General features: G+C 63.1%; 21 protein-coding genes and 1 riboswitch. Of the genes, 12 read left to right on the top strand and 9 right to left on the bottom strand.

Annotated features, from left to right (window positions below):
* Positions 1–28 precede the first annotated feature (28 nt).
* The 6 genes from GA0061105_RS15735 to GA0061105_RS15710 form a co-directional block, all read right to left on the bottom strand.
* Entirely contained in the window at positions 29–1885 is a 1857-nt protein-coding gene (locus GA0061105_RS15735; protein WP_092751338.1) for an ABC transporter ATP-binding protein, read from the bottom strand.
* A gap of 33 nt (positions 1886–1918) precedes the next feature.
* A complete protein-coding gene (locus GA0061105_RS15730; RefSeq protein WP_092751336.1) occupies positions 1919–3115 on the bottom strand; it encodes an aminotransferase class V-fold PLP-dependent enzyme in 1197 nt (398 codons plus the stop codon).
* Positions 3116–3248: 133 nt separating this feature from the next.
* Positions 3249–3761, bottom strand: coding sequence for a RidA family protein (locus GA0061105_RS15725; protein WP_092751334.1), 513 nt, complete (start codon positions 3759–3761; stop codon positions 3249–3251).
* A gap of 54 nt (positions 3762–3815) precedes the next feature.
* Positions 3816–4685: an ABC transporter permease gene (locus tag GA0061105_RS15720; RefSeq protein ID WP_092751333.1), complete on the bottom strand. Its 870-nt coding sequence runs from the start codon at positions 4683–4685 to the stop codon at positions 3816–3818.
* Positions 4685–5626, bottom strand: coding sequence for an ABC transporter permease (locus GA0061105_RS15715; protein ID WP_167358559.1), 942 nt, complete (start codon positions 5624–5626; stop codon positions 4685–4687). The genes GA0061105_RS15720 and GA0061105_RS15715 overlap by 1 nt, the downstream gene beginning before the upstream one ends.
* Positions 5627–5709: 83 nt before the next feature.
* Positions 5710–7236 (bottom strand): ABC transporter substrate-binding protein, encoded by a 1527-nt coding sequence (locus GA0061105_RS15710; protein ID WP_092751331.1) that lies wholly within the window; start codon positions 7234–7236, stop codon positions 5710–5712.
* 222 nt (positions 7237–7458) lie between these two features.
* Between GA0061105_RS15710 and GA0061105_RS15705 the strand changes: the two genes are divergently transcribed.
* From GA0061105_RS15705 to GA0061105_RS15650, 12 genes are all read left to right on the top strand, one after another.
* Positions 7459–8043 (top strand): DUF1349 domain-containing protein, encoded by a 585-nt coding sequence (locus GA0061105_RS15705; protein WP_092751329.1) that lies wholly within the window; start codon positions 7459–7461, stop codon positions 8041–8043.
* Positions 8044–8173: 130 nt separating this feature from the next.
* Positions 8174–8270, top strand: a riboswitch (TPP riboswitch).
* A gap of 41 nt (positions 8271–8311) precedes the next feature.
* Positions 8312–9115 (top strand): hydroxyethylthiazole kinase, encoded by an 804-nt coding sequence (gene thiM, locus GA0061105_RS15700; protein ID WP_092751327.1) that lies wholly within the window; start codon positions 8312–8314, stop codon positions 9113–9115.
* A complete protein-coding gene (gene thiE, locus GA0061105_RS15695; protein ID WP_092751325.1) occupies positions 9112–9747 on the top strand; it encodes a thiamine phosphate synthase in 636 nt (211 codons plus the stop codon). The genes thiM and thiE overlap by 4 nt, the downstream gene beginning before the upstream one ends.
* Positions 9744–10553, top strand: coding sequence for a bifunctional hydroxymethylpyrimidine kinase/phosphomethylpyrimidine kinase (gene thiD / locus GA0061105_RS15690; RefSeq protein WP_092751323.1), 810 nt, complete (start codon positions 9744–9746; stop codon positions 10551–10553). The genes thiE and thiD overlap by 4 nt, the downstream gene beginning before the upstream one ends.
* Positions 10554–10762: 209 nt before the next feature.
* On the top strand, positions 10763–11242 hold the full coding sequence (locus tag GA0061105_RS15685; RefSeq protein WP_092751320.1) for a GNAT family N-acetyltransferase: 480 nt from the start codon (positions 10763–10765) through the stop codon (positions 11240–11242).
* Between the two features lie 24 nt (positions 11243–11266).
* Positions 11267–12289 (top strand): glycoside hydrolase family 3 N-terminal domain-containing protein, encoded by a 1023-nt coding sequence (locus tag GA0061105_RS15680; protein WP_092751318.1) that lies wholly within the window; start codon positions 11267–11269, stop codon positions 12287–12289.
* Between the two features lie 42 nt (positions 12290–12331).
* Positions 12332–13978, top strand: coding sequence for an ABC transporter substrate-binding protein (locus tag GA0061105_RS15675; RefSeq protein ID WP_092751316.1), 1647 nt, complete (start codon positions 12332–12334; stop codon positions 13976–13978).
* Positions 13979–14088: 110 nt separating this feature from the next.
* Positions 14089–15066, top strand: coding sequence for an ABC transporter permease (locus GA0061105_RS15670; RefSeq protein WP_064697250.1), 978 nt, complete (start codon positions 14089–14091; stop codon positions 15064–15066).
* A gap of 1 nt (position 15067) precedes the next feature.
* Positions 15068–15946: an ABC transporter permease gene (locus GA0061105_RS15665; protein ID WP_092751314.1), complete on the top strand. Its 879-nt coding sequence runs from the start codon at positions 15068–15070 to the stop codon at positions 15944–15946.
* Positions 15943–16746 (top strand): ABC transporter ATP-binding protein, encoded by an 804-nt coding sequence (locus GA0061105_RS15660; RefSeq protein ID WP_092751312.1) that lies wholly within the window; start codon positions 15943–15945, stop codon positions 16744–16746. The genes GA0061105_RS15665 and GA0061105_RS15660 overlap by 4 nt, the downstream gene beginning before the upstream one ends.
* Positions 16743–17642 carry an ABC transporter ATP-binding protein gene (locus GA0061105_RS15655; protein WP_092751310.1) on the top strand — a complete coding sequence of 300 codons (900 nt, stop codon included), beginning with the start codon at positions 16743–16745 and terminating at the stop codon, positions 17640–17642. The genes GA0061105_RS15660 and GA0061105_RS15655 overlap by 4 nt, the downstream gene beginning before the upstream one ends.
* A 69-nt stretch (positions 17643–17711) precedes the next feature.
* Positions 17712–18389: a spermidine synthase gene (locus GA0061105_RS15650; protein WP_092751308.1), complete on the top strand. Its 678-nt coding sequence runs from the start codon at positions 17712–17714 to the stop codon at positions 18387–18389.
* Positions 18390–18396: 7 nt separating this feature from the next.
* Here the strand turns inward: GA0061105_RS15650 and GA0061105_RS15645 are convergent, their stop codons facing one another.
* The 3 genes from GA0061105_RS15645 to GA0061105_RS15635 form a co-directional block, all read right to left on the bottom strand.
* Positions 18397–19191 (bottom strand): HpcH/HpaI aldolase family protein, encoded by a 795-nt coding sequence (locus tag GA0061105_RS15645; protein WP_092751306.1) that lies wholly within the window; start codon positions 19189–19191, stop codon positions 18397–18399.
* Between the two features lie 62 nt (positions 19192–19253).
* The gene (locus tag GA0061105_RS15640) at positions 19254–19454 is read right to left on the bottom strand and encodes a hypothetical protein (RefSeq protein ID WP_092751304.1); all 201 of its coding nucleotides are present in this window, start codon (positions 19452–19454) and stop codon (positions 19254–19256) included.
* 90 nt (positions 19455–19544) lie between these two features.
* Entirely contained in the window at positions 19545–20450 is a 906-nt protein-coding gene (locus tag GA0061105_RS15635) for a choline sulfate utilization transcriptional regulator (protein ID WP_092751302.1), read from the bottom strand.
* Between the last annotated feature and the right edge of the window lie 88 nt (positions 20451–20538).

The raw sequence follows: 20538 nt of genomic DNA, 5'->3' as shown, positions 1-20538 counted from the left end.
TGCACCTGCTTTATGCGCCGCCGATCCGTTAGGCAACTCCCAAGCCGGACGAGCGATCGGCCATGACCAGATGGCCCGGCCCGACCTCGCGATAGAAGGCTTTCGAGGGGTTATAGTCGACCGGGCGCATCGGGCTCTTGATCTCGTCGTTCGCCACCAGACGCTTTTCGTGGCGGCGGTCGGGATCGGGCACCGGCACGGCGGCAATGAGCTTCTTCGTATAGGGGTGCTGCGGATTTTCGAAGATGGCGGCGCGCGGGCCGATCTCGACGATCTCGCCGAGATACATCACCGCCACGCGGTGGCTGACGCGCTCGACCACCGCCATGTCGTGCGAGATGAACAGGAAGGCGAGATTGAGGCTCTGCTGCAGGTCCAGCATCAGGTTGATGACCTGCGCCTTGATCGACACGTCGAGCGCCGACACGCTTTCGTCGGCGACGATGACCTTGGGCTGCAAAGCGAGCGCCCGGGCGATGCAGATGCGCTGGCGCTGACCGCCGGAAAATTCATGCGGGTAACGCGAAGCCATATCCGGGGATAGACCGACCTTGACCAGCAGATCGGCGACGACATCCTTTGCCCCTCTCGCGCTGCCCATCCTGTGCTCAAGATAGGGCTCGGCAATCGCCGCCCCCACCGTCATGCGCGGATTGAGGCTGGCGAAGGGATCCTGGAAAATCATCTGCACGGATTTGCGCATCTCGCGCAAATCCCTCCGGTCGAGGCCGAGCACCTCCCTGCCCTCTACGAGAACCGAGCCCGCCTGCGGCTCGATGAGACGCATGATGGCGCGGCCCGTCGTCGATTTGCCGCAGCCGGATTCACCGACCAGCGACAGGGTTTCGCCGGCATGAAGATCGAAGGAGACGTTTTCGACCGCATGCACCCGGCTGGTCAGCCGGCCGAACAGGCCGGAATGGATATCGAAACGCTTGGTAAGGTTCTTGACCTCAAGCACCGGCGTCGCGGCGACGGTATCGGCGGCTTCGGCCGGTATGTCCGATTCGCCCGTCGCCGTATTGACCACGGGAAACCGCAGCGGCCGCTGACGGCCCTGCATCGAGCCGAGCACCGGCACGGCCGACAGCAGCGCCCTGGTGTAAGGATGTTTGCCGCGGTGAAAAATATCGGCGGTGGGGCCGCTCTCGACCTGTTCGCCGCGATACATCACCACCGTGCGGTCAGCGATCTCGGCGACCACACCCATGTCATGGGTGATGAAGAGAACCGAGGTTCCCTCCTCTTCCTGCAGCATCTTGATGAGATCGAGGATCTGGCCCTGGATGGTCACGTCGAGTGCGGTCGTCGGCTCGTCGGCGATCAGCAGCTTCGGCCGGCTGGCGAGCGCCATGGCGATCATCACCCGCTGGCGCATGCCGCCGGAGAAACGATGCGGATATTCGTCGAAGCGCGAGACGGCCGAGGGGATGCGGACCTTTTCCAGCAGCCTGATCGTTTCGGCCCTGGCATCTGCCTTGCTCATATCGGAGTGGCAGAGCAGCGCTTCGGAAATCTGATCTCCGATCGTGAAGAGCGGATTGAGCGATGTCATCGGCTCCTGGAAGATCATCGCCACCTCATTGCCGCGCACTTGCCGCATGGCCTGTTCGGGCAAGGCGAGGAGGTCACGCCCGCCGAGCATGACGCGACCCTCGATGCGGCTGACCTCCGCCTGCAGCAGCCGCATGATCGACAGCGACGTGACGCTCTTGCCCGAGCCGGATTCGCCGACGATCGCCACGGTTTCGCCGGGCGCAACGGTGAAGGAAACGTCGCGCACCACAGGCTTCCAGGCGCCGTCGACCAGAAAGGACGTCGTCAACCCCTCGACGGAAAGAACGGGGATGGCGGTCTCGATCGATTGTGCTTGGACGCTGCCCATGTCGGCTCCTCTATGGCGGATGAGAACGGCGGATCAATCCGGCCAGCGCAGCAAGCCGTCGAAGCGATGCCTGCTGCGGTTTTCGATCGGGGTTGCGATGATCTCGTTGGAAGCGCGCGCCTTGTCGAGTTCCTCGGCCAGGCGGTTTGCGACGATGACCTCCTGGCCGGGATGCAGGTTGCACGGGTCGAGATAGAAGTAGCGGTGCTCCACTTCATGGTCGCGCACGATGATCGGCGGGTTGCCCCTCGCCAGCGCATCGGCGAGATCCCAGGCAGTGATATGCGCCTGTTCGGGATCGACGATTAGCCGCAGCCGGTCGAGCGGATTGTTGGTCGGGTCGGGTTCGATCAGCGCCGTGATGCCGGGGCGACCGTCAAGCGTGCGTTTCCACAGGTTGAGATAGCCGGTCTCGCGTTCCCTGATGCCGGCATGGTCGCGGCGTTCCCAGGCTTCGAGAGCCGCCATGACGCCGAAGATGCTTTCCTTGCCGACCTTCATGCCGCGGCCGATGCCCATATTCTGCAGGAAGGCATGGCGCACCAGCTCCTTGCGACCGGCGACGATGCCCGAGGTCGGGCCGCCGAGGAACTTGTGGCCGGAGTAGAGCGCGATATCGGCCCCCTGCTCCAGGAAGATGCGCAGATCGTATTCCGAAGCCGCATCGACGATGACGGGCACACCCCTGGCATGGGCGATCTCGACGAATTCCCTGAGGTTCAGAAGACCGTAATCGACGACATGATGGGAAACGACGTAGACGGCAGCGGCCGTCTTGTCGGTGATCGCCTTCTCCATGTGGAAACGATGCGTCGAGGTCGCCTGCCCCACCAGCACGACCTTGCCGCCGGCAAGCCGGATCGCCTGGTCGACCGGCGCGCCGTAGCTCACCACATGACCCATCTGCACCAAAACCTCGTTCTTCTCGGGCACGGCATCCGGCAGCCTCTCGATCGCCAGCAGATTGTCGCCTGACATCGCGCCAGCCACGGCAAGCGAAATACCGGCCGAGCAGGAGGCGGTGACGAAGCCGGCCTCGCCACCGGTCAACCGGGCGATGACGCTGCTTGCCTTGCGCTGCAGGTCGTTGATCTCGACGAAGTGCGGCAGGATCGCCGTCATCGCGGCGATCGCCTCCGGAACGACGATCGAGGCGCCGAGGCTGGTCATCGTACCGGAGACATTGATGACGGGGCGAAGGCCAAGCGAAGGTCTGATATCATCGGGCATGAATATCTCCGGAAGTCTGGGACGAAGGGCAGAACATGGCGCGGTCATGCGGCAGTGTCGAGCAGCCGGAGGAAGGACGCCTGATAAAAAGGAAAAAAGTCATCCGAAGACCACTCCAAACACGCAAACACGTTCAGCCATGCAGGGCGACGATCGCCTCGATCTCGACGGTGATGTTGCCGGGCAGCGAGCCGAAGCCGACGGCCGAGCGTGCATGTTCGCCGGCCGCCCCGAAGACGGCGATCAACAGATCCGAGCAGCCGTTGATGACGCTCGGGTGATCCTCGAAGTCGGGCACGGCGTTGACCATGCCGAGCAGCTTGACCACCCGCCTGACGCGGGAGAGATTGCCGAGCGCCTCATGCATGACGGCAAGCAGATTGATACCGGTCAGCCGCGCATGCCGGTAGGCCTCCTCGACACTGACGCCGCCGCCGACCTTGCCCGCATGCAGGAAGCCATTGGCCTCGCGCGGCCCCTGGCCGGAGAGGTAGAGCATATTGCCCTCCACCACATGCGTCACGAAATTGGCGATCGGCGGCGGCGGCGGCGGCAGCTTGATGCCGAGGGCGGCTAACCGTTGGTAAGGCGAGTTCTCGACCTTGCCGGCGGCGTTGGGAAATTGATTCACGCAAACTCCTGTCATGCGAATTTTGGATTGGCGAATTTGGTTTTGGATTGGCCGATTTAGGTCGGCGGATTAAAGGTCTTTGCGCAGTCTCGGGTCGAGCATGTCCCTCAGGCCGTCGCCGACCATCTGCAGCGACAACACCGAGAGGATGATCGCCACTCCGGGGAAAAGCGTCATCCAGTCGGCCTGGCCGATATATTGTCGGCCGGCGGCAATCATCGTTCCCCAGGTCGGGATCTCAGGGCTGACGCCGAGACCGAGGAAGGAGAGACCGGCTTCGGCAAGCATGGCGCTGGCGAAGAGGAAGGTCGCCTGCACCAGGATCGGCGACAGCAGATTGCGCAGCACGTGTCGCGTCATGATGTGGAAGGTCGAGATGCCGAGCGCCCTCGCCGCCTCGACATAGGGCAGTTCGCGAATGACAAGCGTCGAGGCGCGGACGATACGGGCAAGGCGCGGCGAGTAGACGATCGACAGCGCGATGATCACGGTCGTCAAGGACGGGCCTAGGGCGGCGACAAGGGCGATCGCCAGCAGAATATCCGGGAATGCCATCATTGCATCGATCAGCCGGGCGATCGGTGTATCGAGCTTCTGGAAAAAACCGGCAAGGAGGCCGAGCGTCACGCCGATCAGCGCCGAGAGGGCGACGACCGCCGCACCGACGAGCAGCGACAGGCGGCCGGCAAAGATCGTGCGCGAAAAGACGTCGCGGCCGAACTCGTCGGTGCCGAAGAAGAAGATCTCGCTCGGCGGCTTCAGCCGGTTGACGATGGAAAGCTTGGACGGCGAATAGGGCGCGACGAGCGGCGCGAAGACTGCGAGCAGCACGAAGACCACCAGGATCAGCAGGCCGAAAGCCACCGTCCTCCGCTTCATCAGGCGGCGGACGAACTTGCCGCTCTCGCTTTCGACGGGCTTGATTGCAACATCGGCCATCAGTAGCGCACCCTCGGATCGACCAGCAGGTAGAGCATGTCGATTGCAAAATTGATCAGCACGTAGAGAGCGGCGATGACGAGCAGCGCCCCCTGGATGACGGGGTAGTCGCGGCGCAGCACCGCCGAAACGACGAGATTGCCGACACCGGGAAGGCCGAAGACGGTTTCGGTGACGACAGCGCCCGAGATCAGCACCGCCGCCGTCAACCCGAGCACCGTCAGGATCGGGATCAGCGCATTCTTCAACGCGTGCTTGAGGATGACCTTGCGCTCGATCAGCCCCTTGGCGCGCGCCGTGCGGATATAATCGTCGCCGAGCACATCGAGCATCGAGGCGCGGGTGAAGCGCAGGATCAGCGCCGAAGAGACGATGCCGAGCGCAAAGGCCGGCAGCGTCAGGTGATACATCCGGTCGATGAAAGTCGAGCCCGGGCCGCCATAACCGGAGACCGGGAAGAGATTGAGCCGGACGGCGAAGAACTGCATGAGAATGAGACCGAGCCAGAAGCTAGGAATGCTGGCGGCGAACATGGCGAGCGTCGTTGCCGCCTGGTCAATGAAGGAACCGCGCCGATAGGCGGCATAGATGCCGATCGGCAGGGCGATGGCGCTGGCGATGGCAAGCGAAAACAGCGTCAGGAAGAAGGTCGGCTCGGCCCGGTCGAGCAGCGCCGATGTGACCGGCATGCTCAGGAAGATCGACTGGCCGAGATCGCCCTTCAGCAGCTGGCCGATATAATAGACATATTGCAGCCCGAGCGATTGATCGAGGCCAAGCCGGGCCCGGAGATCGGCAATATCCTGCGGCGTCGCATCCGGCCCGAGCATGACGGCGGCCGGATCGCCTGGCGTCACGCGCACGATGACGAAGACGATCGTGACGACCAGAAACATCACGACGATCATGCCGAACAAGCGCTGGAGGATGTAGCGTATCATGAATGCCGGCCTTCAAGTCCTTACAGATGCGGCAGAAAAGATGACCGGTACCGGTCGCGAAGGACCGGCACCGGCGGTGATGCTCACTTCTTGATCGAAGCATTCCAGAAATACGGCCACGGGGCTGGATCGACGCCCTCGAGCTTGACCGACTTCGCCGAGACGGCGTTGAAATCGCCGATCTTCATGAAGGGTGCATCGGCATAGACGGCCTTCTGGACATCGGCCCAGAGCGCCACGCGCTTCTTCGGATCGACTTCCGACGTGAAAGCATCGACGGCGGCCTTGCGGGCCGGTGTATCCCACCAGCCGGGCGAGCTTGTTGAAAGCGAACCGATGAGGGCCGGCTCCGGTAGGAAGGGGCTGTGGGTGATGTAGATATCCCAGAGCTTCGGATCGGTGCGGCGCTGCGTCAGCGTCGCCCAGTCCACCACCTGCATATCGACGGTGAAGCCGGCAAGCTTCAGATATTCGGTGGCGACCTGCGCCATCTTGTAATGGAACTCGTACTGGCGGCTGGTCAGGATGCGGATCGGCTCGCCTTTGTAGCCGGCCTTCTTGGCGGCAGCCGCCGCCCCTTCCGGATCGGCGACGTTATAGGCGCCTTCGACGCCGGCATCCGTCGACCAGGCAAAGGTCTTGGGATAGATCGAGCCGTCGAGCGCGTAAAAATCCGTGCCGCCGAAGGCTGCGGCCAGCATGTCTTCCATGCTGAGCGCCTGGCGGATCGCCTTGCGAACCTCGACATTCCCGGCAACACCCTCCTTCGTGTTGAAGACGAAGACCGGATAACCGAAGGGCTTCAGCATGACCGGCTGCGAGGCGGCCGATGCCTTCAGCTTGTTGTAGGATTCGACCGGGATCGAGTCGACATAATCATATTGGCCTGAGATAGCGGCCTCGACGCGTGTGTTGGGGTCCGGCACCGGCACGAAGCGGATTTCATCGAGATATTGATGACGGGCGCCGCCGTAACCATCGCCCTCGCCGCTGCGCGGCTTGTACCCGTCGAAGCGGACGAGCTGGATATACTGGTCGGCCTTGCGCTCCTTCAGCATATAGGGACCGGTGCCGATGAACTCCTTCATCGGCTCATCCTGCTTTTCGGCAGGAATGATGATCGCGGCCGAATTGTTGAAGGCGAGCAGCGAGGTCAGCGGCGCATAGGGCTGCTTCAGGGTGATGGTGACGGTCGAAGCATCGGTCGCGGTGATCTTGTCGATGAAGCCGGCCACCTGCTTGCCGCGCGAGGCGATCTTCATCCAGCGGTTAAGCGAGGCGACCACATCCTCCGACGTCATGTCTGTATTGTCGTGAAACTTGATGCCGGTCCTGAGCTTGATCGTATAGGTTTTGCCGTCGGCGCTGATCTCGGGCAGGCTTTCGGCCAGAAGCGGCGTGACATTCCAGCTCTTGTCGAAAGTATAGAGCGTTTCGAAAATATGCTGCGTGACGATGCCGACCAGATCGGCGGTCGACGACATCGGATCGAGCGTCGGCGGCTCGCCGATGGTGGCGACATTGATGACGCCGCCCTTTTCCTGGGCAGAGAGCGTCGAAGGCAGGGCGACGAGCGCGGTGCCGAGAAGGAATGCGACCAATGTTTTCATATGAGGGCTCCCGGTTAAGTTCCACAATTATGTAATTCATCTTTTTACAACAGAATAAGAGATGAAGTGACCGTGTCAAGCGGAAGCCGTGGATTATGTCGTGAGACGAGGGTCGCAACGGTAAACAGCGCGCGAACCGCATGTGCGGCTGGCCGCCTGCGCAAAGCTCGCGCATTATGCGAAGAATCGGCAGCGCCACGGCTTCAAGAAAGCGAGGATAGAATGAGCATCGATTTCAACGACGGAAAATGGCTGAACGAACCGGAAAGCTGGCACGCCGACGAAACCGACCTGACGCTGACAACAGGCGAGAAGACCGATTTCTGGCGGGAAACCTATTACGGCTTCACCCGCGACAGCGGCCACTTCCTCGCCTTCCCCACCGCCGACAGCTTCACCGCCCAGATCCGCGTCCAGGGCGAGTTCCGCACCCTCTACGACCAGGCAGGCCTGATGGTGCGCCTCGACGAAAAACGCTGGGTCAAGACCGGCGTGGAATTCACCGACGGCGAAGCCTTCCTCAGCACCGTCGTCACCGACGGCAGATCCGACTGGTCGGTGTCACAGCCCTTCAAGGAGCTTGAAGATTTCCACATCCGCGTCACCGTCGCCAACGGCGCCATGCGCATCCAGGCCTCCCGCGACGGCCGCCGCTGGCCACTATTGCGGCTGGCGCCCTTCCAGGCTGCTGACCGCTATGAGGTTGGGCCGGCTGCCTGCACGCCGGAGCGTAGTGGGCTGGTTGTGCAGTTTTCGGAGTTTTCGATTGCGGATGCGATTACGACGGAGCTTCATGATTTGAGTTAGCCGAATGCGATCGGGATAGCATACCCGGAAGCACGAGCAGCGACGTTCAAGCCTAATGCGCAGCCGCAAGGAGTACCGGACATTCATTTTCGGAGTGACAGCCGCGCTCTTCTCTGCGAAAAAGAGCACGATTGAGAGACAGGGGCGTTCGTCGACAGATGGGCTGAGAAGAACCCTTCGAACCTGAACCGGATAATGCCGGCGGAGGGAGTCGCTCGGGGCATCGCAGTACGGCCGCCCCGCGCCGCCCCCGCCTGAAAGGGGCGCCATGCAGGGCAAGATCACGTCGGGAGCCATGCTGAAGGCGATGCGCGAAAAGCCGCCGCTCGTCCAGTGCATCACCAATTATGTCGCCATGAACATCGCAGCCAATGTTCTGCTTGCGTCGGGTGCCTCGCCCGCCATGGTGCATGCCGCTGAAGAAGCCGGCGAATTCGCCGGCATCGCGAATGCATTGACCATCAACATCGGCACGCTTTCGACGCAATGGATCGAAGGCATGCAGACGGCGGCGAAGGCCGCCAACGCAGCCGGCAAGCCATGGGTGCTCGATCCGGTCGCGCATTACGCGACGGCGTTCCGCCGCGCAGCGGTCGCCGATCTCCTGGCGCTCAAGCCGACGATCATCCGCGGCAACGCGTCCGAGATCATCGCGCTTGCTGGCGGAGAGAGCCGCGGCCAGGGCGTCGACAGCCGCGACCCGGTCGAACAGGCGGAGGATTCGGCACGGCGGCTGGCGGAGCGGCAGCAAGCCGTCGTTGCCGTCACCGGCGCGGTGGATTTCGTCACGGATGGGAAAAGAGCCGTGCGCGTTGCGGGCGGATCGGCCCTGATGCCGCAGGTCACCGCGCTCGGTTGCTCGCTTACCTGCCTCGTCGGCGCCTTTGCCGCGACCGCGCCCGAGGATATCTTCGGCGCGACTGTCGCCGCGCTTGCGACCTTCGCCGTTGCCGGCGAAGATGCGGCGCTGGGTGCCGCCGGCCCGGGCTCCTTCTCCTGGCGCTTCCTCGATGCGCTGGCTGCGATCGACGCCGAAACGCTCGATGCCAGGGCAAGGGTATCGGTCGCATGAAGCGCTTCGACCTTTCGCTCTATCTCGTTCTCGATCCCGATCTCTGCGCCGCGATCGGCATGATCGAAACCGCGCGCCTTGCCGTTGCCGGCGGCGCGACGATGGTGCAACTGCGCGACAAACATGCCGGCACGCCCAGAATGATCGAGACCGGCCGAGCCTTGAAACAAGCGCTTGCGGGAACCGGCGCGCTGCTTATCGTCAATGACGATGTCGAGGCAGCGGTCGCCATAGGTGCCGACGGCCTGCATATCGGCCAGGAGGACATGGATGCGCGCACGGCGCGAGCGATGATCGGACCCGAGATGATCCTCGGCCTCTCGGTCGAGACCGAGGCGCTGGCCGCTGCCGTCGATCCCGGTCTCGTCGATTATACCGGCGTCGGACCGGTCTTTGCGACCCCGACCAAGGCCGACCACAAACAGCCAATCGGCTTTGACGGTCTTGCAAGGCTGGTGAAGGCGTCGCCGGTGCCGTCGGTCGCGATCGGCGGCCTCAAGGCGGAGCATGTGGCGGAGGTGTTCACAGCCGGCGCCAGGGGGATTGCCGTCGTCTCCGCCATCTGCGGCACCGCAGACCCCGAGGCCGCCGCCTGCCGCATCGCCGCAGAAATCCGAAAGGTCCGCCCATGATCCGCAACGTTCTCTCCATCGCCGGCTCCGATCCATCCGGCGGCGCCGGCATCCAGGCCGATCTCAAGGCCTTTTCCGCCCGCGGCGTCTACGGCATGGCGGTGCTGACCGCGCTGACGGCGCAGAACACGCAAGGGGTGAGCGGCGTGCATCTGGTGCCGCCGCAATTCGTCGCCGACCAGATCGATGCCGTCTTTGCCGATGTGCGCGTCGACGCCGTCAAGATCGGCATGATCGCCAATGCCGGCATCGCCGAGGCCGTCGCCGCAGCGCTCGCCAATCGACGTGGCATCCCCGTCGTGCTCGACCCGGTGATGATCGCCAAGGGCGGCGCCGCCCTGCTTGAGCCTGACGCGGTCGACGTGCTGACCCGGCGGCTGCTGCCGCTTGCCACGCTTCTTACCCCGAACCTGCCGGAGGCCGCTGCAATTCTGCACCAGCAGGTCGCAACAAATCGGGCCGAGATGACTGCCCAGGCCGAACAGCTGCGTACCCTCGGTCCGGCCGCCGTGCTGGTCAAGGGCGGCCATCTCGACAGTGACGAGAGCCCCGACGTGCTTGCCACAGCCGGCGGCCTGCACTGGTTCGAGGCCCGACGCGTGCCGACCAAGAATACCCACGGCACCGGCTGCACGCTCTCCAGTGCGCTGGCCGCCGAACTTGCCAAAGGCGCCTCGGCTTCCGAGGCCGTTGCCATCGCCAAGGATTATCTCGCCGGCGCGGTCGCAGCCGCCGGAAAGCTCAGCGTCGGCTCCGGCCACGGTCCGGTGCAGCATTTCCACGCGCTTTGGAAAGAGAGCCAATAGGCGCTGGCATCGGCCAATAGACGCCAATGCAAAACGGCCCGGCTTCTCCCGGGCCGTTTTGCATTGGACTTATCCCCCCGTTGAAGCCGCAAGGAGAACGGCCGGGTGTCATCTGAAAATCCCTGTTGACAAGCCTTCTGAGATGGCGAAATCTATGACATTAAAAGGGGATACATTCTGCAATAACGGAACATCCGGAGGAGAGACAGGTGCCAGACCTGCTTGTGAGCTTATATTCCAACAGGCTCGCCGAACTGAAAGAGCGGGCCGACCTCGTCGGCGCCTCCATCCGTCCGGCTCTTCCTCCGGAACTGCACCTCGTGGTCAACTGGGTTCGCGAACAATTCAGCGAGAATTGGGCGAGCGAGGTTTCCGTCGCATTTTCCCGCCAGCCCGTCGCCTGCCTGATATCAGTCGAAGGCGGCAGGCTGCTCGGCTTTGCCTGCTACGACACCACCGCGCGCGGCTTCTTCGGCCCGACCGGCGTCGACCCGCAAGCACGTGGCAAGGGCATCGGGCTCGCGCTGTTTTCCGCCTGCCTTCAACGCATGAAGACCCTCGGCCATGCCTACGCCTTCATCGGCGATGCCGGCCCGGTCGATTTCTACGCCAGCGCCGCAGGCGCAATCGCCATCCCTGCCCCCGACAAGGGCATTTACGAAGGCATGCTGAGAAGCGCGCTGAAGTGACCATCTGATACCGGAGTTCCAGAATTGTCCTCGACCCCGCTTGCCCTTTTCGTCGGCCTTCCGAATCCTACGATATCGGATGAGGAATTTGCGCTGTTTCGCGACACCAATCCGCTCGGCCTCTTCGTCGGGCGCCGCAACCAGCGCGAGCCGGAGCAGACGAGGCGCCTGATCGACCGCTTCCGCCAAGCCGTCGGCCGTGACGATGCGCCTGTCTTCACCGACCAGGAAGGCGGCCGCGTCCAGCATCTCGATGCCGGCCCCTGGCCGCTCTTCCGCAGCTTCGGCCAATTCGCCGAGCTTGCTCGCCGCGATTTCGATCTCGGCAAAAAAGCGCTGCGCCTTTCCTCCCAGGCCATGGGCGCGATGATGACGGAACTTGGCCTTTCCAGCGGCTGCTCACCCGTTCTAGACCTCGTCTTCGAGACGACAAGCGCGGTCATCGGCGCCCGATCCTTCGGCCCCGATCCGGACTTTATCGCCGCCCTCGGCCGGGAGGTGGTCGACGGCCTGCTCGAGACCGGCAACATGCCGGTCATGAAGCACATTCCCGGCCACGGCCGCGCGACGCTCGATTCCCATAAGGAGCGCCCGGTCGTCGATGCCAGCCGTGAGACGCTCGTCGCCACCGATTTCAAACCGTTCGTCGCGCTGAGGGACACGCCCTGGGCCATGGTCGCCCACGTCGTCTATTCGGCTTATGACGCGGAGCTGCCGGCATCCGTCTCACCTGTCATGCACGACGTCATTCGCAAGGAGATGGGCTATGAGGGCGTGCTGATCTCCGACTGCATCTTCATGGAATCGCTCTCCGGCACCCTGCCGGAACGCGTCGCCCAGGTGCTTGACGCCGGCTTCGACATCGCCCTCCACAGCCACGGCGACCTCAGGGAAAGCGAAGCCGCCGCCAAAGCCGCCCGGCCGCTGACGGATGCCGCCCTGAAGCGGATCGCCGCCGGCAACGCCCGCCTCGGCAATCTCAAGGTCGATTTCCGCGCCGCCCATGCCGAGGTCGAAGACATGTTTGCCAGCGTGCCGGTCGCCTGACCGGCAGATCATTTTCACGCATAAGAAAAAGGGGAATGGAACATGAAAAAATATCTGCTTGCAGCCGCAGCACTGACGCTGCTTTCGGGATCCGCCATGGCGCAGACGATCCTAACGGCGAATATCGAACCGGCGACGACCTGGGTTCGCAACTTCAACCCGTTCAACCAGACCTCGGCGCGCCAGTCGACGCTCGATTTCATCTATGAGCCGCTGGTTATTTTCAATCGCTTCGACAGCAACAAGCCGGTCTATCGCCTGGCCGAAAGCTTCAAGCTGTCCGACGACCTGAAGAGCATCGAATTCAAGCTGCGCCCGAGCCTGAAATGGTCGGATGGCAAGCCGTTGACCGCAGCCGACGTCAAGTTCACCTATGACTACCTGAAGAAATTCCCGGCGCTCGACTTCGTCAGCATCTGGACCTTCGTGACCGATGTGCAAGCGGTCGACGGCCAGACGGTTCGCTTCACGCTCGCCAATCCGAGCTCGCTTGCCGCCGAGCAGATCTCGCAGCTGCCGATCGTCCCGGAACACATCTGGAAGGATGTCGCCGATCCCGTCACTTTCGCCAACGAGACCCCGGTCGGCAGCGGCCCGCTGACGGAAGTGCCGCGTTTCACCGGCCAGACCTACGACCAGTGCCGCAACCCGAATTACTGGGACAACGCGCATCTGAAGGTCGATTGCATTCGCTTCCCACAGCTGGCCGACAACAATCAGATCCTGACGGCAACCGCCGACGGTACGCTCGACTGGGGCGTCTCCTTCATTCCCGATATCGACAACGTCTATGTCTCGAAGGACCCGCAGCACTTCCACTACTGGTATTCGCCGAGCAGCATGGTCGCCTTCCTGTTCAACCTCGAAACCACAAACGAGAACAACAAGAAGTCCTTCACCGACGTGAAGTTCCGCCGTGCAGTCGGCATGGCGCTCGACCGCAAGACGATGATCGACGTCGCCGGCTACGGCTACCCGACGCTCAACGAAGACCCCGGCCTGATGGGCGAGCTCTACAAGAGCTGGGCGGATCCGTCCGTCAAGGCGGACTTCGGCAAGTTCGCGACCTATGACGCCGACGCCGCCAAGGCGCTGCTCGACGAGGCCGGCTACAAGGACAAGGACGGCGACGGCTTCCGCGACAATCCCGACGGCAGCAAGATCTCCTTCTCGATCATCGTCCCGAATTCCTGGACTGACTGGGTCGACACGGTCAACATCGCCGTCGAAGGCATGCAGGCCGTCGGCATCGACGCCAAGATCGAAACGCCTGAGGAAGCAGTCTGGACGGGCAACCTCATCAACGGAACCTTCGATGCGGCGATCAACAGCCTGCCGGCCTCGGCCTCGCCCTATTATCCCTACAAGCGCGCCTTCAGCGCCTCGGACAAGGGCAAGACCCGCTTCACCGCGCAGCGCTGGTTCAATCCCGATGTGGAGAAGCTCGTCGCCGAGTTCACCCATACCGCCGACCTTGCCAAGCAGAAGGAAGCGATGAACAAGGCGCAGCGCATCGTCGCCGAAAACATGCCTGTCATTCCGGTGTTCAACAATCCGAACTGGTATCAGTACAACACCAAGCGTTTCACCGGCTGGTCGACCAAGGAGAACCCCTTCGTCAATCCGTCGATCTCGCGCACCAATCCGGCACGCCTCTTGAACCTGCTCGCCCTGGAACCTGTGAAGTAAGCATCATGATCTCGGGAGTGGCGTCGAAGCATGATGCCGAAAAGTGTTAGCGGTTTTCGGAAGACATCATGCTCATCCAGAAACGCCACTCCCGTCACGACGGAGTTCCCATGGCTTTTCTGCTTCGCCGCCTCGTCTTCTATATGGCGGCCTTCATCGCGGCAGCGACGATCAATTTCTTCCTGCCCCGGCTGATGCCGGGCGATCCCGTGCAGATCATGTTTTCGAGCGCCGGCGCCGAATTGCCGCCGGAAAGCCTGCAGGCGCTGAAGCTCACCTTCGGCTTCATCGACGGACCGCTCTGGCAGCAGTATCTCACCTATCTTGGCAGCATCTTCACCGGCGATCTCGGCCGCTCGATCAAATATTTCCCGCTGCCGGTCACCTCGGTGCTCGGCCATGCGCTCGTCTGGACCATCGGCCTGATGGGAACGGCGACCATCGTCAGCTTCGCGCTCGGCACCTTGCTCGGCATCGTCGCCGCCTGGCGGCGCGGCAGCAGGTTCGATGTCGTCGTCTCCGTCGGCGCGATCTTCGCGACCTCGGTACCAGCAGTGGTCACCTCGCTGATCGTGCTCTTCATCTTCGGCTTCACGCTTGGCTGGTTCCCGAACGGCTATGCCGCCGATCCCTCGCTCGATCCGGCCTTCAGCCTGCAATATATCGGCAGCGTTGCCTATCATGGCATCCTGCCGATGGTGACCCTCTGCACCGTGCTGATCGGCGGCTTCACCGTCACCATGCGCAACAACATGATCAATCTCCTCGGCGAGGACTATATCGTGATGGCCCGCGCCAAGGGTCTGTCCGACCGGCATGTGATGCTCTGGTATGCGGCGCGCAATGCCCTGCTGCCGACCGTCTCCAGCCTTGCCATCGCCATCGGCACCATCCTCGGCGGCTCGCTGGTGACGGAGGTCGTCTACAACTATCCCGGCCTCGGCAACATTCTCTACCAGGCGATCCTCGCCCGCGATTACCCGGTCATCCAAGGCCAGCTCCTCATCATGACCGCGACCATGCTGATCGCCAATTTCATCGTCGACGTGAGTTATGTCCTGCTCGACCCGCGGCTGAAGGGAGCATGAAATGAAGGCCCTGCTTCGAAACCGCAAGGCGCTCACCGGCCTCGTCATCATTGCCGTCATCGTCGTCGTTGCGATCGCGGCGCCGCTGCTGACGCAATATGACCCCGCCGCCCGCACCGGCAGGCCGCACCGGCCGCCATCGCTCGATCATCTGCTCGGAACCACCCGCATCGGCCAGGACGTCTTCGCCCGGCTGCTCTACGGCGCCCGCACCTCGCTTGCCGTCGGCTTCGGCGCCGGCCTGCTGATCACCTTCGTCGGCACCGCGCTCGGCATCATCTCCGGTTATCGCGGCGGCAAGACCGATGAGATCATCAGCTTCTTCACCAACATGGTGCTCGTCGTTCCGAACCTGCCGCTGCTGCTCGTGCTCGCCGCCTTCATTGGCCAGGCCAGTCCGCTTGTCATCGCCCTCATCCTCGGCGCCACCTCCTGGGCCTGGGGGGCACGCGTCACCCGTGCCGAGACGCTCTCGGTCAAACAGAAGGATTTCGTCAAATCGGCCGAGATGATGGGCGAGCCGCAGTGGCGCATCATGACATTCGAGATCTTCCCCAACGTCATCTCGATCGTCGGCATCAATTTCATCGGCAGCGTCATCTTCGCGATTATCACAGAGGCGACGCTGGAGTTCCTCGGACTCGGCGATCCCAAAGCGATCTCCTGGGGCACGATGCTCTACAATGCCCAGAAGGCCTCGGCCCTTTCGGTCGGTGCCTGGTGGGATATCCTCACCCCCTGCTTCGCGCTCGCCTTCCTCGGCATCGGCATGTCGCTGCTCAATTTCGCCGTCGACGAGATCGCCAATCCGCGTCTGCGCACTGGCAATCACCTGAAGCGCTGGTCGCTGCTCGTCCGCTCCGGGGAGGGCCGCCTGTGACGCAGCCGCTGCTTTCGGTGAGGAACCTCACCATTGATTATATCGGCGAGGAGAAGGATTTCCGCGCGGTCGACGACGTCAGCTTCGATGTCGCGCCCGGCGAGGTCTTCGGACTTGCCGGCGAATCCGGCTGCGGCAAGAGCACCATCGCCTTCGCCATCAGCCGCCTGCACAGGCCACCGGCGCTGATCCGCAAGGACAGCCGCATCCTGCTCGACGGCCGCGACGTGCTCGGTCTCGACCGGCAGGCGCTTGCCGCCTTCCGCTGGCGCGAAGTCGCGATGGTCTTCCAGAGCGCCATGAATTCGCTGAACCCGGTGCTGCGCGTCGAGACGCAATTCTATGACGTGCTGCGCACGCATAAGAACATGAGCCGCGTGCAAGCCCGCGAGCGCACCGCCGAGATGCTGAAACTGGTCGATATCGCGCCGGACCGCATGCGCGACTATCCGCACCAGTTTTCCGGCGGCATGCGCCAGCGCATCGTCATCGCCATCTGCATGGCGCTCGATCCGAAACTCGTCGTCATGGACGAGCCGACGACGGCGCTCGATGTCGTCGTCCAGCGCGAGATCCTGCAGCGCATCAACGAGCTGCGCCGCAGCTTCGGCTTCTCGGTGCTGTTCATCACTCACGATCTCGGGCTGATGGTGCAGTTCTGCGATCGCATCGGCATCATGCTCGCGGGCAAGCTTGTCGAGCAGAACGGCGCCGAGGCGATCTACAAGGTGCCGAAGCACGCCTACACGAAAAAGCTCTGGGCCTCCTTCCCATCGCTTCATGGAGGCGTGCTGCTATGAGCAATGCCATCCTCGCTCTAGACCAGGTAACCAAGACTTTCGGCCACGGCGCATCCGCCGTCCATGCCGCCCGCTCGATCTCCTTTTCGCTGCATGCCGGCCGAGCATTGGCGCTCGTCGGCGAATCCGGCAGCGGCAAGACCACCTGCGCCCGGATGGCGATGCGCGAGTATCAACCGACATCGGGGCAGATCCTCTACAAGGGCCGCCCGGTCGAAGGCGCCAAGACGGACGAAATCGCCCGTTATCGCCGCTCCGTGCAGATGATCTTCCAGGATCCGTTCGCTTCGCTCAACCCGGCCCACACGATAGGCCACCACCTCAGGCGGCCGCTGAAGCTGCATCGCCCGGACGTCAAAGGGGCCGACATCGACTCGACGATCCGCGAACTGCTCCGGCGCGTCAGGCTCGATCCCGATCTCGTCGCGCCGAGATATCCGCATGAGCTCTCCGGCGGGCAGCGCCAGCGCGTCAACATCGCACGCGCCCTTGCCGTCAAGCCTGAGGTGATCGTGGCGGACGAACCGACCTCGATGCTCGACGTTTCGGTGCGCCTCGGCGTGCTCAACCTGTTGAACGAGATGAAGCAGGAGATGAACCTCGGCCTGCTCTACATCACCCATGACATCGCCACCGCCCGCTATGTCGCCGAAGACATCGCGGTGATGTATGCCGGCCAGATCGTCGAATGGGGCAGCACCGCTCGGGTGATCGACAATCCGCTGCATCCCTATACAAGGCTGCTGCTTTCGGCCGTGCCCGATCCCGATGTCCGCTTCAACGATCCGAAGGCGCGCCTGAGGCCCGACGAGGTCGACGAAGTCCGCCGCCGTTCCGCCGCACCGCAGGACGAGATTGTCGAAGCGGAACCGGGGCATTTCATGCGGATGGTCTGAGGCGGCTTGCTGGCCTCGCTCTTCGCCCTGTGCTAGGGGACGGTCCCTTTCCTGTGAGGCGAAAACGTCATGCTGCCCTGGATCCAGCTCGATTCCGCGACAATTCCCGGCGAAGACGGTGAGCTCAGGCTGAAGCGGCGCGGCAGCGAATTCTCGATCATGCTTGGCGCCAACGAGTTGATGAACAGCCGCCTCAGCGGCTCGGAGGAAGCGCTGGCAACGCTGTCCTTGGAGCGGATCAAGGCGCATCCGAAGCCGAGAATCCTGATCGGCGGGCTCGGCATGGGCTTTACCCTGCGTGCCGCCCTCGCCGTCCTTCCCGAAGATGCCGGCGTCACCGTCGCCGAACTCGTGCCCGCCGTCGTCGCCTGGGCGCGCGGGCCGATGGCCGAGGTCTTCAGGGGCTGTCTCGACGATCCGCGCGTCGGCATCCATCAGGGCGATGTGGGCGAGGCGATCCGTGCCGGCAAGGCAGGCTATGACGCGATCCTGCTCGACGTCGACAACGGCCCGGACGGGCTGACCCGCAAATCCAATGACAGGCTCTACGATTTTCACGGCCTTCGCGCCGCCCGCGACGCACTTCGCCCCGGCGGCGTGCTCGCGGTCTGGTCGTCCGGCCCCGATCCCAATTTCACACGCCGGCTCAAGGACAGCGGCTTTTCTGTCGACGTCGTCAACACCCGCGCCAACCGCAAACGTGGCGCCCGCCACGTGGTCTGGTTGGCCGTCAAATCGCGCGGCTGAAACGTGCTTAGCCGCCCGACGCAATCCTGCGCGCAGCATTGATCGCCCGGCTGGCACCGGCACGCAGCTGCACGGTCTCGGCGCCGGCGATGACCAGATCGAAGCCGAATTTCAGCAATTCGCCGGCCCGCTCGCCATCGCCGGCATAGGCGCAGGCGAACTTGCCGTGGGCGCGGCAGCGCGAAACGGCATGCCGCATGGCGCTGTCGATCTCGGCGGCGTTCGGTGCTACCTGGTCGCCGTTCGACAGCGCAATCGAAAGATCGGCGGGGCCGACAAAGATGCCGTCGATGCCGGTGACGCCGAGAATGCCGTCGATCGCGTCGAGAGCCGAGCGGGTTTCAACCATGGCGATGGCGACGGTGAGCTCGTTGGCGCTCCTGAGATAGGCATCGGCCGACAGACCGGTATGGTTCAACGCCAATGAGGGTCCCCAGCTGCGCTCTCCGAGGGGCGGATATTTCGTGGTCCTGACCAGGGCTCGCGCATCCTCGGCCGAATTGATCATCGGCGCGATGATACCGGAGGCACCGGCATCGAGCAGCCGTGAAGCCGAGGCGAAATCGCCGACGGGAATGCGCGCAATGGCCGGCTTGCCGGCAAGACGCGTCTGAGCGACGGCGTTTGCCGCCGACTGCATGTCCCACATGCCGTGCTGCATATCCAGCACGACTGCATCGAAAGCTTCCTGCGCCAGATGGTTGACGAGCATGGCGTCGGGGATGCCGACCCAGGCAGAGATCATGCCGGCCTGGTGCTTCCTGATCCGGTCGGCAAAACCGTCGATTTCAGCTGCGCTCATGCCATTCTCCTCATTTCGACAGGCCGTCAACGGCCGGATTGCCGCCAAACGGCAGCAGCAATTTATCCTCTGCGGTGCAGCCGCGAGATGATGACCATCACGACGATGCCGGCGGCCGCCAGAATGGCGCCCCAGAGCATCCAGATCGGTTGGGCGATCATGAAACTCGACGCCGGATAGGGAAAATAGCCGCTTCCCTGGCCGATCCAGATCAGGCCGAACAGGACCATGATCAGTCCGATGACATATCCAGTCGTTCGCATGCTGCAGCACCTTCGCTATGGATTCGTTCCCACAATGTCGAGCGCCGCCGCTGATGACAAGGCTTCTTCCGAGGAGAAATGCAACCCCCGCTAATCATTCCTCTTCACCTCATTCGATAGCCAGGCGCTGAGCCTCTCGCTGTGGACGTTCGGGGATCGCGGAGGCACCAGCCAGTAACCGCGGTCGCGCGCCTCCAGCGGCGGGCCAGCTCGCAGCAGCATGCGGCTCGAAAGAAGCGTATCGACGAGCCCCATCCAGCCGATCGCCACGCCCTGCTCGCTCAGAGCGGCTTGGATCACCAGGGAGTAGGTATTGAAACTGATATCGCCGCGGCCGGCATTGACGTCGCGCCGGACCGAGAATTCGGCAAAATACCTGCGCCAGTCGAACCAGGGCCACGGCGGCGGCGCGTCGAGATGAATGAGCCTCACCTTGGCAAGCTGTTCCGGGTCGCTGAAAGGGCCGTTGCGGTCGAGGAAACCGCGCGTGCAGACGGGCACGACCCTTTCGGGCAGCAGAAGCGTGCCGATGGCGCCGAATTCCTCACGCGTACCGAAAACCACCGCAACATCTGCCTCGTCGCGAAAGCCGGCCGCAAGCCTCTGCGTCGCGACGATCTGCATATCGGTTTCCGGGTGCAGAAGACGGAATCCGTCCATGCGCGGAATCAGCCAAAGTGCCGAGAAGGCATAATCGGTTCTGAGCCTGACGACCGGCCTTTGGGCTTCGATACGGAAGCTGCGGGCGAGCGCATCGATGTCGCCGACCGCCTTGGCGGCCACCTCCAGAAGCCGTTCGCCTTCCGCGGTTAGTTCGACGCCGCGATGCTGGCGGCGCAGCAGGCTGACGCCGAACTGCTCTTCCAGCCGGCGGATCTGGTAGCTCACTGCAGGCTGGGTTAGCCCGAGAAGCGTTGCAGCCGAGGAAAAGCTTCCGAGCCTGCCGACCTCGACGAAGATGCGCATCCATCCCAGCTCCGGCAGACGCTCTGACATAAAAAATCCTTTATGCATCCATGGAAAAAAGCCGTCTTCACAGAGGGAATGATAGCCGCTTCAATAAAGGCATTAAATAGCAAAAAAG

It is taken from the genome of Rhizobium aethiopicum, assembly GCF_900094625.1.
GTDB lineage: Bacteria > Pseudomonadota > Alphaproteobacteria > Rhizobiales > Rhizobiaceae > Rhizobium > Rhizobium aethiopicum.
The sequence above is the reverse complement of the archived record's forward strand: the minus strand, read 5'-3'. Positions and strand labels throughout refer to the sequence as shown.